The organism is Acinetobacter sp. GQ146, assembly GCF_059758585.1.
In genome coordinates, this window is the sequence record NZ_JCAXDV010000014.1 from 1 (window position 1) to 14,775 (window position 14,775).

The following is a 14,775-nucleotide window of genomic DNA, read 5'->3' on the forward strand; positions in this document are numbered from 1 at the left end:
TTACTTAAAAATTTCACCCAAGTTAAAAAATGCACAAAATGCCGATTTTGAAACAAGTCGGCTTTTTATTGAACAGATTTGTCACTTTCAGCCAATAAAATCGATCAAAAAACGCTCAAATTATGACTTTTCCCTGATAACTCAATACATCCAGTCCCGAAACTATCCGCAATTTCTGCGGATAAACCTTGGGGTAAGTTTTGAGCAATGTTGTAAGCTCAGGCTGACATCAATTAGGGACCATAGCGTCTATGGCATCCCTACTAATTTTCATATGATGGAGACATAGAGAACAGGATGTTCCAACACATAAAACAATAATAATAAGTGCGACACCAGGACGTGAGGTACGACAGGAGTTATACCTAAACACCCAATACGAAAAAGCCCGACAGGATGTCGGGCTTTTTTTATTGTCTAATCACGATAGCAATACTCGAACTTAATAAAATCTGAGTTAAAACTTTCTTTCAACCTATCTCTGATAATTTTTTCATGTTTTTCAAAAAAGTTAGGCTCATGATCTATAACGTTTTCAAATGAAAATTCAGCTTCCATTAAATTACGGTGATATGTATTCCCATTTATATCACTATCACGATATGTAGTATTTCTTTTATTATAGATAAGAATAGTTCCAAAAACTTTCTGAAACTCAGCTTCACTCAAATAAATCGTTGTAATTTTTAAACTTTTTACCACACAAGGAATGTAATCCTTACGACTATCTGTAAACATATAATTTCTACTCTAAATTTGAAAAACTAAATTTTTGAATTAAAACAAGAAGTAATTTTTAGTGTAATAAGTTAACTAATAGATTAAAATATTTACTAAGCAGTAATTGTATTATTTTAAATTGTCCCTATAATTCAACTGTGCGAGTAAATCCTAGATAACTGCGACGCTCTTCTGAGTATCGTAAGCGTCAATTAATTGGCGTCGGTCCTAGGGGTCGCACTTTTTTTTGCCTGTAATTTTATGAAAGCATGTATTTATTTAGATGAAAGTGGTGATCTAGGCTGGAATTTTGATCATCCTTATAGGCAAGGTGGATCTAGCCGGTTTTTAACAATAGCATGTGTAATAACTCCATCTGAAGATGTAAAAAGACCTAAGAAAGTTATTAAAAGGCTCTACGATAAATTCAATTGGCCAACAAATGAAGAAAAAAAATGGGCACATATGTCCCCACAAGAAAAGATAGATTTTTCTACAAAAGCCAAAAACCTTAGGTCTACGAATCCTCAAATTAGATATATGAGCATGACTGTACGTAAAGAAAATGTTCAAGAACATATTCGAGCAGATTCAAATAAATTATATAACTATATGATTTCAAAACTTTTGCTAAATGAAATGGCAAAGTATGATGAGGTAACATTCATACCAGATCCAAGAACAATTAAAGTAAAAAGTGGTAATAGCTTACCAGACTATCTACAAACACAATTGTGGTTTGAAAAGCAGGTTACGACTAAATTAAATTACAAACCAATTTCAAGTGATCAAAGTCTTAATTTGCAATTTGCTGATATGTTATCAGGATGTATTCAATCTCATTTTGAAGACACCAATAGTACAAATTTCAATCTACTAAAAGACTGTATTAGCTATAAGGTATTATTCTTTTAAAAAAGGTGAGGAGCTAAGAACCAACATCATCGATTTGGTAATGAGCGTCTGTGTTTACAAACGTGCTCCCACTGTCCATTTCTATAACGTTGATAAGCTCTTACAATTACTGGTTTCAGCTTCATGGTACTTTTCCTCTCGTGGTTAAATACGAAAAGTAAGCACAGCTCCTCAGTGGCAATTATAACCGATTAAGATTGTTAATTTAACAAATACTAAAAAATTAATAATATATACATGAAATTAATTTTAATTATCGACTACAAACCCCATTTTAGGGGATCAATACAATAAATCTATCGCTTTAATATAGTTCATATAAGTAAGTTTCCCCCCTAATGTATTAGCATCTTGTACATCTCTTATATTTTTAAGAGATCGTATTTCTTTAGATAATTTATTACTAGGTCTTAAACTATGCCTGCTTATTGCTATCCCATTAATAAATCTTAATTTTTCTCCAAAAAATCTAACTTTATCCGCGTTGATACTATGATTATATTTAGTAACTATCTCAGTCACTTTATTTTTAAAGTTGTCATTTACAGCAACCCCTGTAAATGAAATATCATCTACATAAATTGTCATTTTTATTTTACGACTAGCCGCTAGTTTATTTAATTCATCAAACATAGGCTTATTAGCCCAGAATGCTAGCATCAAGCTTAATGGACTCCCAGTTGGGATATGGTTATTCACAGTGCATATATCTGCCATGAAATCTGCCACATCTCTTGGGTACTGTAAAAAATAACCAAAAAATTGTTGTACTCTGATACGAGATGTCGAAGGGAAAAAGTTCTCAATATCTATATTTAATGTTGAGCCATGACAATTCGCATGTGCTTTAGCATTAAGTACGCAAGAAGACTTTTTCTTTGAAAATAAATAATCTGGTGCTGGAATTTCACTAAGTAGTATATGAATCTTTCTATGTATCGGCTTTAAAATAAAATTAGGTTCTTCAATATTACGAGTTTTCTTTTTTCCATTTTTTTCAATGGTTTTTGGTGCAAATCGATAGAATTCTTGAGGATTCTTAGAGATTTCTTTCAGAAGAGAGCGCTCTTCTTTCAATACGAAAGCTAAATATTTTTTACTTTTTATGTTGAAAAGTTTTCTCTCCTCGAGAGAAAATTTTTCAACATAGCTTAAATGAGCATAGCTAAGATTTGTCATTATCAGATAACCATTCCATAAGACGAACAATTTTTTTAGCAGAAGCTAGCCTGAATTTAGTTGCTACTGATAAAGGTCGACCGTCATCTAGTTTTTCTGAAAAAAATAAAAGAGAAGATAGAGGCATATCGAACTGTTTAGAATACTTTTCAAGAAGTTCTAAACTAGGTTTTTTTTTACCTTTCTCAATTTCAGATAAATAAGAATTTGAAATTCCCAATTGAGTAGATAAATCTGTTTGAGATATGCCGTGATATTTGCGTATAGCAACTAAGGCATCATTAATCATCGTTTGAGTCCCATTGATTGTCTTTTTTAAAGAGAACCATCTAAACAGAGTTCGAAGGGTCATCAAAATCATCACCACCTAGTACTTTCACGATAACTCGTGCAAGGTAAGTTAACAATTTAATCAAGCCCCACAAGAACTTACGACTAAAAATTTTTTTCTTAATCGCTTGCCATTTAGATGGCATCTGAAAGCTACTGAACATCATTTTATTACTCCATAAATGAACCAAAATTGGTCCCGTTAGCATTTATGGAAATGACACTATGTTTTCAGATTTTAACCCTCTAAAAAGTGACACTTGCTCCGTTAGCAAGTGTCACTACTGTGGTTTTATCGGTCAGATCTTATCGAAAGAGCCGTATCCCCCCAGAGTTTGAGGCTAAGCCTCCAAACCTTTCGGTTTAAATAAAAAAACGGGTTATGAGCATCTAGCAGTAACCCAATTAATATGATTTATTTTTTTCACAAATACAACACTAAAATTCGCTATTTGCGAAATAAAATTGTATCTAAAAAGTAATTCGATCTATACAGAAATGATATACCCAAACTCAAGGGCTATTTAACATAAAATCTCATCTACGAAATGCAGCAGCACGTGCTAGAACCCAATTAAATCTTTAATTGGGTTCACATCAAATACTCTATTGATCACGATAAGCTCGAACTTTCTCAAAAATTGGATAAAAGTCCAGACCATCATCCTTCATATCTGAAATTACGATCGCAATCACTGCAATGCTAGTGGGCACTTTACCGTTCTTTTTATAGTTGGTAATTGAATTCGCATTCATATCTAAAAGCGCTGCAAATTCTTTAATAGAAAGGCCAGACTTACCTATAAGTCTTTGAAATTCTTCGTAAGGCATAGTTTTAAAAGCAGAATTGTTCTGATGGAAAAGTATAGCACAGATCATTTATTTACATTTAAACACATAAATAATGTGATTGACACATTATTTATGTGTTTAAATGTTCTTATCAAGCAATTTTACTCTTTTGATAGGACTTGTTTTATGAACCATTTCGTACAGCCCAAGCTTCTTATTTCTTCTCAAGCAAAAAAGATTGGATTGACATTAATTAATGATCTTGAACTTTGCATAACAGCACGATTGGCTTTTTATCTGGATGTAAATCCTTGCTATGACGGCCATGAAGCAACATTCATTTGGACCGAATATTTTTTACAAGATCACCCTCAAGCCGAATTTTCTGAAGTTAGAGCAGCCTTTCTACAACTTATCCCAGGATGTTAAACGATGATAATGAAATCTGTATTTTATGAGTCAAATACAGATTTCAAATTCTCTTTTTTATAAGACTATGAATTAAATTTTCTCAAATAACTCTGCAGCAATCTTCCTAGCTAAATTATCTTTATCAACATCTAGTTCTGATAAATCTATAGCATATTGAATTGCCTCACGACCTGCGATTTCCATAGGTCCATAGTCATCATAATCCTCACCTGTATAAGCATTGTAGGCTCTAAAATCATCCTGCGTGAAATCAACTCCACACATTTGAGCTAAGTAGATGTATAACCATGCTTCTCCATGATTTTTGAAAATTTCTTCATACAGGAAGTATTCAATAGCACTCGTATCACCTCGATTACACAAGTACAGAATCTGGTTGTAAACTGTTTCCTTGTCTGCATCCAAATTAATTTCATGAAGATTCATAGGTGAATTTTTAATATAAGATTCAAAGTGTTCAGCTTGCTTTATGTATTCTTCATACTTTTCTTTATTTTTCTTAGTCTCATCAGAATTGATATATTTTTGTTTATGATTGTCCCAACGACTTCCAAAATTTGAGCCATGTCGACCATAAGGGGCTATCTGATTTGCTAAATAACGATAGTAGGCCCCGAGTAGAGCATAAGCATCAGCATTCTCACGATCTTTCGCATAAGATAAAATCTTCTCAAAAATAGCCCCAATTTTTGAAAACTCGAAATAATCACCCCCAAGTTCTAGGTCATTCACCTTACCATTTTCAAAATTGATATAACTTAATTCCTCTCTTACAGCATTGAAGTTAATAACTTCTAAATTAAGCCATAAAAGTTCTCGATAGACAGTTTTAGAAATCGACAAATAAAACTCATCTGAAGCATCTAACTTCAGTAAAACCTTAAGTCTTATAATAATTTTTCTAATCTGCTCCAATAGAGCATTACCTTCATAATCATCCCAATGAAGATCATCTTCACTATAATTTAGATAATCTGTTTCAGGCGGATTTTCCAATATTTCTAGAGTTAGAGCATCAACCAATTCGTGCTGATAATACTCTTCAGAATCATCATATTGAGCTTCAAGTAATAGATTTTGAGCAACAAAAGAGCTATAAGTCTTATAGTCTTGATCTAAAGCAATCAATTCATAGATATGTGAACGGCTAATCTTTACCGAATGCTGATCCTGAATTTTCTTAGATAGTTGAAATGCGAATTCTTGAATAGACATAATTTTCTCTACTTCCAACTCTAAACTCTTTATACAAAGAATCCTTGGTGTCATAAGACTTCTAGCAACGCATGTTTAAATGCTAAGAACCAAACGAGTTGATACTTAAGAAAATTAAATTTTGCTATGACTTAAAAATAAGACATTAAATTTTTGAATCCCTTTTCTACTCATGCGCAAGTATGGTAGGCGACCTTAATTTCTAAAATAATAATTTTTTTAGAAATTTACAATAACAAAAGTAGAAAAGGACTATTTTTCTATACCATTCAATAATCTTTAAGCTTTATTAACATAGAACCTCATCTACGAAATCCGTTCATCAGAGCAATCGGCTATAGGCATTCGCTTTATTCATCATCTTCTTTGAATAAAGATTCGATTTCATACCAACTCGGAAATTTATGTTCTTTGGGCACGACTTCGAACTGCAATTTGACACTATTAAGGACCTTTTCAAATAGGTCGAAAGACCCTCTAAAATGACCATTTTCCATTTCTGAAATCGTTGTTTTATTGACTCCAGATTTCGCTGAGACTATTTTCTGTGTATAACCTAGCTCTTTTCTTGCTGACCGAATTTTTTCTCCAATTTCTTTTCTAGAAGCCATTTTTATCTCGAATTTCAAACTCTATTATTTGCTATATAGCAAACTTTACATATTTTAAGTATAAAATTCGCCATATAGCGAACTTTATACATCAGATTAAGATTATTTAATGAGCAAAGACTGTAGAAACTATTTAACTTTTTAACTCCCTAGTTTTTCAGAAAAATAGAAAAAACTAGGGAATCAGCTTAGCTGGATTACTTTAAAAAATTAAGATTAAATTATTTATATACAAATACTTAAGTAATTAAAAGATAGTTTTATGTCATCAAGTAAATACAGATTTAAAATTCCCCTGTTTATGATTAGTCTCTCCCAATTTTTAGCATCATTTTAAAGAACAGAAATAATAGTTTTATCCCCCAATTTCACCCAAAAATCACGCCAGAATAAAAAATCAAGCCATTTTCTCCTTCAAAAAGACTTTGTTTTTTCAATGCTGATATAACGAGTTCAGACCCTAGCACGTGACCCAAGCAAGCCTACCTGTATTACATTTTTTTCAAAAATTACATACAGGGACTTGTTAGGGGTTTCACCCCTAAGACCCCGAAAAGCAAGAGCAAAAGCACGTTGAGAATCTGACATGTTACGCACAAAAACAAAGTCATTTCGTTTGACTGAATTGCAACTAAAGCAACTCGAAATTCATCTTAAAAAAGAAAACTCAGAGTTTTCAGATTTTCTTCATTCATTAATACAACGTGAAGTCATGCAAAATGCAGTCACTGTTCAACAGACCCATGACGAAACAAAACCCGCAAGAACAAAAGTAAAAACAGTCGTCGAAGTCGTTAAACGCTACCAAAAAACTGATCCAGCTTTATTGCTCGAACTCGCAAAAATCGGCAACAACATTAATCAGATTGCACGTGCATTAAACATCATCAAAAACGCAGATCCGCAGGAACAGCGCAAACTCGATATTTTAAAAATTTTTTTAGTTTTAAAAGCCATCCAAACTGAACTAGAACAAGTTTTCCCGGCACTGCCAAAAATCAGTCAGCAACGCCCAGAACGGCTTCAAAAGCAATTAAAAGATTTACAACTCGAAGAAGAAAAGACCACTGCTGAACCCAAGTCTATTGATTTAGCGGAGGTTGACGAGAGTGCATATTAAATTCCTCGAGCATGGCAAAGGCAGTCCAGCAAAAGCATCCTCATACGTACTCGATAAACTAGACCATCTAGGCAACGTACGCGCAGGCGTTGAAGTTTTAAGGGGTGATGCCACCACCTTTAACGCAATTTGTGATGCAAGCCCGCATCTATGGAAATACACCAGTGGCGTGATTACATGGTCCAAAGAAGATGCACCAACAGACGAGCAGATTAAAGAAGTTTTAGATGACTTTGAACAACATGCATTCGCAGGACTGGAGCAATCGCAATACCACCTTTTTGCCGTTTTACATACGGATCAAGACGGCTCCAAGCACATCCACGTTTTAACGCCACGGATCGACTTAGAAAGCGGAAAATCACTGAATATTGCACCGCCAGGGCATGAGAAACATTTCGACTCATTACGAGACTACTTCAACACAAAATATCAGTGGTCACGTCCTGATGACCTGCTTTTGATGCAAACCACACAAGAGCCGAATCACATCGCAAAACTGAATGCACAAGCAAAAAATATTCTTTCAAGCCAGGACATTGAGACACTGACCAAAAATCAGTTTTGTAAAGCATTTGATAACTACGTTCGAGCACTTTTAAGCACTCAAACAGTAGGAAACAGGGCAGATATTGTCGAATGTATCGAGCATCTCGACGGCATTGATTCGATAAAACCCAGCAAAAATTTTTTAGCAATCACACTCAAGAATGGCAAAACACATCGACTCAAAGGCGATTTTTATCATGAACAATTCGAAATTGAATCTTATACAGAGCATGTCAGAGCAGCAGCAGAAAGCAAGCCAACTGCAAACGAGCTTGCAGCAGCTCTCACAGACGCTGATCAACTTCGAGCAACTTATCGAGCAAAGCGAGAAGCCTATCATCAACAGCACCACGCTTTTACACAATTTACAGCAGACGACAACAGCCCTAGAGCTGCATCTACGCTCGATTTTGACAGAGATAAAGAATCTATCACCCCAAGCAATACAAACGCTCACAACGAGCTATACGGAGCAAATACAAGTATTACAAGCACAGCTATCGAATATCGATATATCGAGCATCAAAACCGTCACAACCAGCATCGATTCGTTTTCAACATCAATCCAGGCACTACAGAAGCACATCAACAGCCAGTTGAAAAGCATCAAGATCGATCAAGAGAGCCTGCAGCAGAGTATCCAAAGCCAAGTCCAACAAGCACTAGCAAACCAAAGCGAGCAGATCGAGAGCGACATACAGATTTTAATCACGGAAAAATTGAGTACTCAGAGAGCAACCTACCTCCTATACGGAATGATAGTTTTTGGAGTGCTGATTCTTTTAATGAGTTTATATCTCAGTTATCAGACCAGCTCAAACCTCAAAACGATCAAAGCACAACGCGAAGTCATTCAGCAAAACTCACAAATAATCTTAAATCAAAACCGCAACATGAATTAATTGAGGAAGTAAATCATGCAAACCGAAATCGACCTTTTTTTGAAAGAACAAAACGACTTATTGATGCAACGAAACGACTTATTGATTCAACAAATCAACTTGTTAGCAGAGCAAAACAACGCATTGAATCAACAAGTGAGTTCATTAAAAAGCATCTTGAACAAATACAGCGAAGTCGAGCAGAGCTTACAAAACAAAATCACCAACTTGAAAACCGAGAACGAAACCCAGCAGGCCTTGATTTCAGCGCTGAAACTGGAGCTTTCAAAGCTCGAACAGGGCAACTTTTCGGGGCAGTTACAGCAAGCATTTCAGAACAATGTGCTGATCCAATTACAGATGCAATTAACACAAGCTTTGAAGCAACTGGATTTAAACAGCATTGTCAGCGACTTAGTGAAAACCGCATTGAAACCAATTTTATTGAATATCAACACACAGCAGACCGATCTCAAGAACGCACTCTTGAAAATCTCGCAACTGAAAGTACCCAACAACTTTTACGAAGATTTGCAGATGCAAAGCGAGCAGATCAATATGCTTGGGAAGACGGTAGAAAGATTAATCGAATTAATCAACAACTTGAACAATTAGAAAAAACAGTAGTGAAAATCCGGCTCAAACCAAAGCCAGCCACAGATTTTCATCTCAGTTCATTGCGCAATGACAACTATTACCCAGATTATGTCGCCTATCACAAAGAACTATGTGACAAACAACAGCAAGCCTTCCAGAACCAGGACGCATTACTATTGATGGATTACACACAGAAAAAAGCGGGAAACTTAGAAACCTATATGAGTCGGGCAAGCTCAAATCTGAACGGATTGGACTATGACAAAATTGAGCAAATCATCCAAAACGATCAGCGCATGCTGAAATACCTACAATGCGAGAAAATTTTAGAGCCGAAAAATGCTCGTTTTGAACAGCACAGAGCTGCATACCAAACCTGTTTAATGCATTTTGAGAATATCAAACGTGATATTGAGCAAATTAAAAACCCATCCTCTCAACATAATGTTTCTCAGAATACCTATGAACCTGAATACAAAACAAAGCCCCAAAATGATTTAGATTTTAATTTTTAGTTAATCTAAACAATGATTTACCGAGCGAGTGTCTACGAGCGACTGAGCGATATAAAAATTTCGCCCTGCTCTTTCTCTGATTACAAGCTCCCTTGTGCGGCTAAACGAGATTAACCGAGCAAAGCGATGATTCTATATTTGAGCCTAGACCGAGCGTAGCGAGTAAAAAAGCTTTATGAGCGAAGCGAATTCCGAGTTGCTTTTGATCTTGCTTTTGCTTTTTCTTAAAGTCACGGGAATAAAGCTAATTTTTAACTTCATATGCACATGCTTCTTTAAAAAGAGTCTTTAATTTTTGAGTTTCTTTTTTGCATTTGTGATCTATTTTTATAACTTTATATTCGTTGTGAATGTATAAAGAAATTGAGCTTTCATGAACAGCTAATAAACTATTACTTTCTATAGTGATGATTTCTTCATTTAAAAAATGTAATGAAAAATATGCAATATCATCATCATAATTAATGTTTGAAGATAACAGAATGTAAGATTTTTCAATTTTGTCACAGTAGTTCATATGAGTTCCTTCTTAAAAGAAGATGCATCATATAAATTTTAGAAAAATGATGCGTAAATGAGCTCATTTAAGTAGTAAAAAAGTTATATGAGCGAAGCGAATTCCGAATTGCTTTTGCTTTTTCTTAAAGTCACGAGAACATCAACCAAAAAATTGCCCCCTAAGAATCGAGCGCGAGCGAGATTCAATAGAGTTTGAGCGTAGCGAAAACCAAGGGCAATTTTTCTTGTCCTGGGCTTTTAATTATTTTTAAAGTTTTTAAATGCTTTTAGACATGCTGAAAGCCTTTATTTTAAAGGGATACAGAGAGTATATGACTACGTTTACCTACCAATATGACTACGTTTACCTACCAATATGACTACGTTTACCTACCAATATGACTACGTTTACCTACCTTAAGTCTACAGAAAATATTATGAAGATTTAGCTACGTTTACCTTGCATAAATCTACATAATTATTAGTATAGACTTATATTCATTAATAATTATGTAGATAAATAAGATGCGGGATTTAGTTGTTAAAGATAATGCATTAATTAATGCTAGTTATAACTTGGATTTAGTAGAACAACGTTTAATCCTATTGGCTATTGTTGAAGCCAGAGAAAGCGGAAAAGGGATTAATGCTAATGATCCTTTAGAGGTTCATGCAGAGAGCTATGTAAACCAATTTAATGTTGCAAGACAAACAGCCTATCAAGCCCTCAAAGATGCGTGTAAAGACTTATTCGCCCGACAATTTAGCTATCAAGAGATAAATAAAAGAGGAAAAGTTGAGAATGTTCTAAGTCGTTGGGTTAGTGAAATTAGATACATCGACGATGAAGCAACAGTAAAGTTGATATTTGCACCAGCTATCGTTCCCTTGATTACACGTTTGGAAGAACAATTCACCAAGTACGAGCTGCAACAAATTAGCGAGCTTAGTAGTGCTTATGCTGTACGTTTATACGAATTATTGATTGCTTGGCGTAGTACAGGCCAAACGCCTGTTATCGAACTAGCCGAATTCAGACAAAAGATAGGTGTTCTCGATGATGAATATACAAGAATGGGAAATTTTAAAGATCGAGTATTAAATCTAGCTATTGCCCAAGTTAATGAGCACACGGACATTAAAGTTAAATGTGAACAACATAAAAAAGGTCGTAACATTTCAGGTTTTTCATTCACGTTTAAACAAAAGAAAGTAGTTACAACAAATAGTAAAAGACCTAGTCCAACTGATCTTTTCTCAAAACTTACCGATAAGCAACGTCACGTATTTGCTAATAAGCTTTCTGAACTGCCAGACATGAATAAATATTCTCAAGGTACGGAAAGCTATGCTCAATTTGCAGTTCGCATTGCAGAAATGCTGCAAGAGCAGAATAGATTTGAAGAACTGCTACCATATCTTAAAAAAGTAGGATTTAACGCAAAATAAACTTCATGTTCAGGTAGGATGTTCAGATGAACATCCTTGTACACGCACTGAGGGATTCCATTGAACACAACAAAATTTAGCGTTATGGACGCTAGTAAAGCCTTTAAAAAATCACGAACAACAATATACGAAGCTATAAAAAATGGTGAATTATCAAGGGATCATGATGGTCTTATAGACCTATCTGAACTTATCAGAGTCTACGGAAATCCTTCAGGTGTTCAGTCCAGTACACGCACTGAACACGTACAGAAGGATGTACATGTACACGTCCAGTCAGAAGTCGAAACTGTATTAAAAGATCAAATTTCATTACTTAAAAATCAGTTGGATTTAGCCAACCAAAGAGAAAAGGCTTTGATGCAGCATATCGAGGATCTTACGCATAGAATTGAGTTTAAAGGACAGCTTGAACAACCAATCGCTGAAGCGAAAAAGGAAGAATCTATCCAACCAAATGCAACTCCAGCACAGCCAGAACCAGGCACCGTTGACACGAAAGATGAGGGATTGACTACTCCGGTTAAAAAAGAAAATAAACGGATTGCAGTGCCGGAGCATGTCGAGCCTGATCCACCGAAGCGGGGCTTTCTGAGCCGTTTTTTTCTGCCGAATGGCTAAACAAATTATTTAATCAGTCTAAACAAAGTCGTGAAACATTGATCAAATAATAGTCGTGGAACGTGAAAAGTCATAAAAAAAGCCCAGTCATGGTAGACTGGGCTATAAACTAGGAACTATCACATTGATTTATAGAACAAATTATACATCATTTCGTATAAGGTGCATTATGTTAATTTTAGTAAAATTAAAAAATTATGAGGCCACATTGAAATCAGATAATTAAGGTTTAAAAATAGGAAAAGGCAGCTATTGCTAGCTGCCTTTTGAATTCATTGCGTCAAATAACCTACTAAATCTGCTAAAAAGGGGAAATAGTAGTTAGCGTTATATGCGCCTACAACGTAATATTATCCATTATTAACTTAATAAACAATACTTTTTTGTAACAGGCTAATTTTTAATGCAAATTTCAGATGCTTTAGCTTTTTTTAACTCTATTTCTAATTCTAGAATTAATTCATATAAAGTCTATTTTGGAAATAATTTAACTTCTAATGAAATAATTGCATGTTATCAATGGAATGAAACTGTATCAGTAACTTTCTTTAAGGTAATTAATCTTATTGAAATTGTTCTAAGAAATAAGCTGCATTCAACACTTAGCTCTCACTTTTACAACATACAAAAAGAGCAAGTCACTACAAAATTTGTATCAAGAGGTTCTCCATTTAAATACAAAAATGTTAATACTTTAGGAACTCAAAATTCATGTAATTGGTATGAAAATAAACAGCTTGAGAATAAAAGCCTACAAAAGATACTAGATAAAACCCACCACTATAAATCAGGTAAGCCTTTAAGAAATCCCGTATTTCCAGATGATGTCGTAGCAAGCCTAACACTTGGTTTTTGGTGTTCATTAATCCCTAAAAACTCAACTATGCCATGGAATCAACTTTTAGATATTATTCTTCCTAACCATCGTTTAACTAAGTCTTTTATAGCTACCTCTAAAAGCTCTCCAAGTACTGCAACTAATCCTTGGCTTAAGCCAGATAACATCCAACAGGTATCTAACCGTTTAGAACTATTAAATGAATTTAGGAATCGGATTGCACATCATGAACCTATATGGAAATTACCAGATCTCTATGATGAATTGCCCATTACTTCTCAACCAAAAGGGACTGTTATAAGTACAAAAACGACTAATAAAATTGAGACTTTCAAACGATTGAGAATTATTCACCATAGATTTATAGAACTTCTTAAATGGATTGATATTAATTTAGCTCAAGATTACAAATCATCTCAGAATTACCATTATCTCAACTGGTTAATTTCTGAAGCTGGATTTAATAGCTACATCAATAGATATCAAAATTTTGATCATTCTTTACATTCGAGCCAAGTGAAACGTAACTTAAACTCTTTATTAAAACAGCAAGAATCTTTTCTTATATATAAGAATCAAGGGAATATATATGCATTACTTCCTCTAAGTTAGCTTTTATATGAAGTAAATATACCTAACAATAGGATATAATTTTTTATTATTTTCAATTGGCTGATGACATGGATCATCAAGTTTTTCAGAAAGCTATGCAGTCAGGAGGAAAACTGACTGTCAAAAGTGCATTGAACCCCATCTTATGGCTATGTGGAATTATTAGTATTCCAACTATTGCTGCTAATGTTTTCTACACTACTTTACCCCTATGGATTTCTATCATAGGCTGTGCACCTGTTTTAATGGCTATGTTTGGTTTCATGGTTCTTTTATTTATAGACCGAGATAAATTGCAATCCGAAGATTATCAGATTAAAAAAATTTCATTAGAGATGAGTGAGCAGAAGGGTGATAGAAATCCTCGCTTGGTAGGTCAGTCAGAAAAACTTACTACAAATCCAGAACTTTCAGCTCCCCTAGAAGTTCTTGAACATACTGATGGAAAATCTTCTGAGGTTGTAAAATGACTAAATCATATTTATTAGTTTTCAGTGATAAAACTGGTAGTAGAGATGATATCAAGGAAGCATTGAATCAAATGACTAAAGTAAAAACCTGGCGAACTGATATGCCAAATTGCTTTTATGTGATATCTGATAGCTCTGCACAGGAATTATATGAGGAATTTACATCTATCCGTGGTGCTAATGGAAGATTTCTATTTGCAGAGACAGCTTCTAATCGGCAAGGTTTATTACCACCTGATAGCTGGTATTTATTAAAAAATAAAAAATTAAAACCTAAGGAAAGTTGAACTTTAAGAAGAGTCCACATCTAAGCGTGGATTCTTATACCACTTCAAATAGCTAAATCGATGATTGAATAAAAACCCAAAAGTATTTCATTTAACATAATGGCCGTTATACGAAGTACACTTGTATATTAATATAAATATCAA

17 protein-coding genes are annotated in these 14,775 nt (G+C 34.4%); 9 read left to right on the plus strand and 8 right to left on the minus strand.

The genetic code is table 11. The features are described 5' to 3' along the window. Positions 1 to 417: 417 nt before the first annotated feature. Positions 418 to 738: a hypothetical protein gene (locus tag AC6CHI_RS15865; RefSeq protein WP_498122443.1), complete on the minus strand. Its 321-nt coding sequence runs from the start codon at positions 736 to 738 to the stop codon at positions 418 to 420. Positions 739 to 981: 243 nt separating this feature from the next. Between AC6CHI_RS15865 and AC6CHI_RS15870 the strand changes: the two genes are divergently transcribed. Next, the gene (locus AC6CHI_RS15870; RefSeq protein WP_498122445.1) at positions 982 to 1,635 is read left to right on the plus strand and encodes a DUF3800 domain-containing protein; all 654 of its coding nucleotides are present in this window, start codon (positions 982 to 984) and stop codon (positions 1,633 to 1,635) included. Positions 1,636 to 1,917: 282 nt separating this feature from the next. On the opposite strand, the gene AC6CHI_RS15875 is transcribed toward AC6CHI_RS15870, so the two are convergent. The 4 genes from AC6CHI_RS15875 to AC6CHI_RS15890 form a co-directional block, all read right to left on the minus strand. After that, positions 1,918 to 2,814: a reverse transcriptase family protein gene (locus AC6CHI_RS15875; RefSeq protein WP_498122446.1), complete on the minus strand. Its 897-nt coding sequence runs from the start codon at positions 2,812 to 2,814 to the stop codon at positions 1,918 to 1,920. Next, positions 2,801 to 3,103, minus strand: a complete 303-nt coding sequence (locus AC6CHI_RS15880; protein ID WP_498122448.1) for a helix-turn-helix domain-containing protein — start codon at positions 3,101 to 3,103, stop codon at positions 2,801 to 2,803. The genes AC6CHI_RS15875 and AC6CHI_RS15880 overlap by 14 nt, the downstream gene beginning before the upstream one ends. A 40-nt stretch (positions 3,104 to 3,143) precedes the next feature. After that, positions 3,144 to 3,311 carry a hypothetical protein gene (locus AC6CHI_RS15885; RefSeq protein WP_498122449.1) on the minus strand — a complete coding sequence of 56 codons (168 nt, stop codon included), beginning with the start codon at positions 3,309 to 3,311 and terminating at the stop codon, positions 3,144 to 3,146. 439 nt (positions 3,312 to 3,750) lie between these two features. Then, complete coding sequence (locus AC6CHI_RS15890) at positions 3,751 to 3,975, minus strand: helix-turn-helix domain-containing protein (protein WP_026056423.1); 225 nt, start codon at positions 3,973 to 3,975, stop codon at positions 3,751 to 3,753. A gap of 147 nt (positions 3,976 to 4,122) precedes the next feature. On the opposite strand from AC6CHI_RS15890, the gene AC6CHI_RS15895 reads away from it, so the two are divergent. Then, positions 4,123 to 4,365 (plus strand): hypothetical protein, encoded by a 243-nt coding sequence (locus tag AC6CHI_RS15895; RefSeq protein WP_004762680.1) that lies wholly within the window; start codon positions 4,123 to 4,125, stop codon positions 4,363 to 4,365. A 72-nt stretch (positions 4,366 to 4,437) separates the two neighbouring features. Here AC6CHI_RS15895 and AC6CHI_RS15900 read toward each other — a convergent pair whose 3' ends face one another. Both AC6CHI_RS15900 and AC6CHI_RS15905 read right to left on the minus strand, forming a co-directional pair. Then, on the minus strand, positions 4,438 to 5,637 hold the full coding sequence (locus tag AC6CHI_RS15900; protein ID WP_498122451.1) for a hypothetical protein: 1,200 nt from the start codon (positions 5,635 to 5,637) through the stop codon (positions 4,438 to 4,440). A gap of 296 nt (positions 5,638 to 5,933) precedes the next feature. Then, positions 5,934 to 6,194: a helix-turn-helix domain-containing protein gene (locus tag AC6CHI_RS15905; protein WP_498122453.1), complete on the minus strand. Its 261-nt coding sequence runs from the start codon at positions 6,192 to 6,194 to the stop codon at positions 5,934 to 5,936. Positions 6,195 to 6,780: 586 nt separating this feature from the next. Here AC6CHI_RS15905 and mobC point away from each other — a divergent pair. Beyond that, positions 6,781 to 7,314 carry a plasmid mobilization relaxosome protein MobC gene (mobC, locus tag AC6CHI_RS15910; RefSeq protein ID WP_498122455.1) on the plus strand — a complete coding sequence of 178 codons (534 nt, stop codon included), beginning with the start codon at positions 6,781 to 6,783 and terminating at the stop codon, positions 7,312 to 7,314. Next, complete coding sequence (locus tag AC6CHI_RS15915; protein ID WP_498122457.1) at positions 7,304 to 9,856, plus strand: relaxase/mobilization nuclease domain-containing protein; 2,553 nt, start codon at positions 7,304 to 7,306, stop codon at positions 9,854 to 9,856. Before mobC ends, AC6CHI_RS15915 begins: the two co-directional genes overlap by 11 nt. 244 nt (positions 9,857 to 10,100) lie before the next feature. On the opposite strand, the gene AC6CHI_RS15920 is transcribed toward AC6CHI_RS15915, so the two are convergent. Then, positions 10,101 to 10,373: a hypothetical protein gene (locus AC6CHI_RS15920; protein WP_498122459.1), complete on the minus strand. Its 273-nt coding sequence runs from the start codon at positions 10,371 to 10,373 to the stop codon at positions 10,101 to 10,103. Between the two features lie 506 nt (positions 10,374 to 10,879). Between AC6CHI_RS15920 and repM the strand changes: the two genes are divergently transcribed. The 5 genes from repM (at position 10,880) to AC6CHI_RS15945 (ending at position 14,631) form a co-directional block, all read left to right on the plus strand. Continuing rightward, the gene (gene repM / locus AC6CHI_RS15925; RefSeq protein WP_498122461.1) at positions 10,880 to 11,803 is read left to right on the plus strand and encodes a replication initiation protein RepM; all 924 of its coding nucleotides are present in this window, start codon (positions 10,880 to 10,882) and stop codon (positions 11,801 to 11,803) included. A gap of 84 nt (positions 11,804 to 11,887) precedes the next feature. After that, positions 11,888 to 12,424 (plus strand): plasmid replication DNA-binding protein, encoded by a 537-nt coding sequence (locus AC6CHI_RS15930; protein WP_498122469.1) that lies wholly within the window; start codon positions 11,888 to 11,890, stop codon positions 12,422 to 12,424. Positions 12,425 to 12,827: 403 nt separating this feature from the next. Next, positions 12,828 to 13,874, plus strand: a complete 1,047-nt coding sequence (locus AC6CHI_RS15935) for an Abi family protein (protein ID WP_498122463.1) — start codon at positions 12,828 to 12,830, stop codon at positions 13,872 to 13,874. 68 nt (positions 13,875 to 13,942) lie between these two features. Further along, positions 13,943 to 14,344 (plus strand): hypothetical protein, encoded by a 402-nt coding sequence (locus AC6CHI_RS15940; RefSeq protein WP_498122465.1) that lies wholly within the window; start codon positions 13,943 to 13,945, stop codon positions 14,342 to 14,344. Then, complete coding sequence (locus AC6CHI_RS15945; protein WP_498122467.1) at positions 14,341 to 14,631, plus strand: hypothetical protein; 291 nt, start codon at positions 14,341 to 14,343, stop codon at positions 14,629 to 14,631. Before AC6CHI_RS15940 ends, AC6CHI_RS15945 begins: the two co-directional genes overlap by 4 nt. Positions 14,632 to 14,775: the final 144 nt, after the last annotated feature.

Coding starts and splice junctions, on each gene's coding strand:
- AC6CHI_RS15865 (WP_498122443.1), bottom strand. CDS start 738: ATGTTTACAGATAGTCGTAAGGATTACATTCCTTGTGTGGTAAAAAGT.
- AC6CHI_RS15870 (WP_498122445.1), top strand. CDS start 982: ATGAAAGCATGTATTTATTTAGATGAAAGTGGTGATCTAGGCTGGAAT.
- AC6CHI_RS15875 (WP_498122446.1), bottom strand. CDS start 2,814: ATGACAAATCTTAGCTATGCTCATTTAAGCTATGTTGAAAAATTTTCT.
- AC6CHI_RS15880 (WP_498122448.1), bottom strand. CDS start 3,103: ATGATTAATGATGCCTTAGTTGCTATACGCAAATATCACGGCATATCT.
- AC6CHI_RS15885 (WP_498122449.1), bottom strand. CDS start 3,311: ATGATGTTCAGTAGCTTTCAGATGCCATCTAAATGGCAAGCGATTAAG.
- AC6CHI_RS15890 (WP_026056423.1), bottom strand. CDS start 3,975: ATGCCTTACGAAGAATTTCAAAGACTTATAGGTAAGTCTGGCCTTTCT.
- AC6CHI_RS15895 (WP_004762680.1), top strand. CDS start 4,123: ATGAACCATTTCGTACAGCCCAAGCTTCTTATTTCTTCTCAAGCAAAA.
- AC6CHI_RS15900 (WP_498122451.1), bottom strand. CDS start 5,637: ATGACACCAAGGATTCTTTGTATAAAGAGTTTAGAGTTGGAAGTAGAG.
- AC6CHI_RS15905 (WP_498122453.1), bottom strand. CDS start 6,194: ATGGCTTCTAGAAAAGAAATTGGAGAAAAAATTCGGTCAGCAAGAAAA.
- mobC (WP_498122455.1), top strand. CDS start 6,781: ATGTTACGCACAAAAACAAAGTCATTTCGTTTGACTGAATTGCAACTA.
- AC6CHI_RS15920 (WP_498122459.1), bottom strand. CDS start 10,373: ATGAACTACTGTGACAAAATTGAAAAATCTTACATTCTGTTATCTTCA.
- repM (WP_498122461.1), top strand. CDS start 10,880: ATGCGGGATTTAGTTGTTAAAGATAATGCATTAATTAATGCTAGTTAT.
- AC6CHI_RS15930 (WP_498122469.1), top strand. CDS start 11,888: ATGGACGCTAGTAAAGCCTTTAAAAAATCACGAACAACAATATACGAA.
- AC6CHI_RS15935 (WP_498122463.1), top strand. CDS start 12,828: ATGCAAATTTCAGATGCTTTAGCTTTTTTTAACTCTATTTCTAATTCT.
- AC6CHI_RS15940 (WP_498122465.1), top strand. CDS start 13,943: ATGGATCATCAAGTTTTTCAGAAAGCTATGCAGTCAGGAGGAAAACTG.
- AC6CHI_RS15945 (WP_498122467.1), top strand. CDS start 14,341: ATGACTAAATCATATTTATTAGTTTTCAGTGATAAAACTGGTAGTAGA.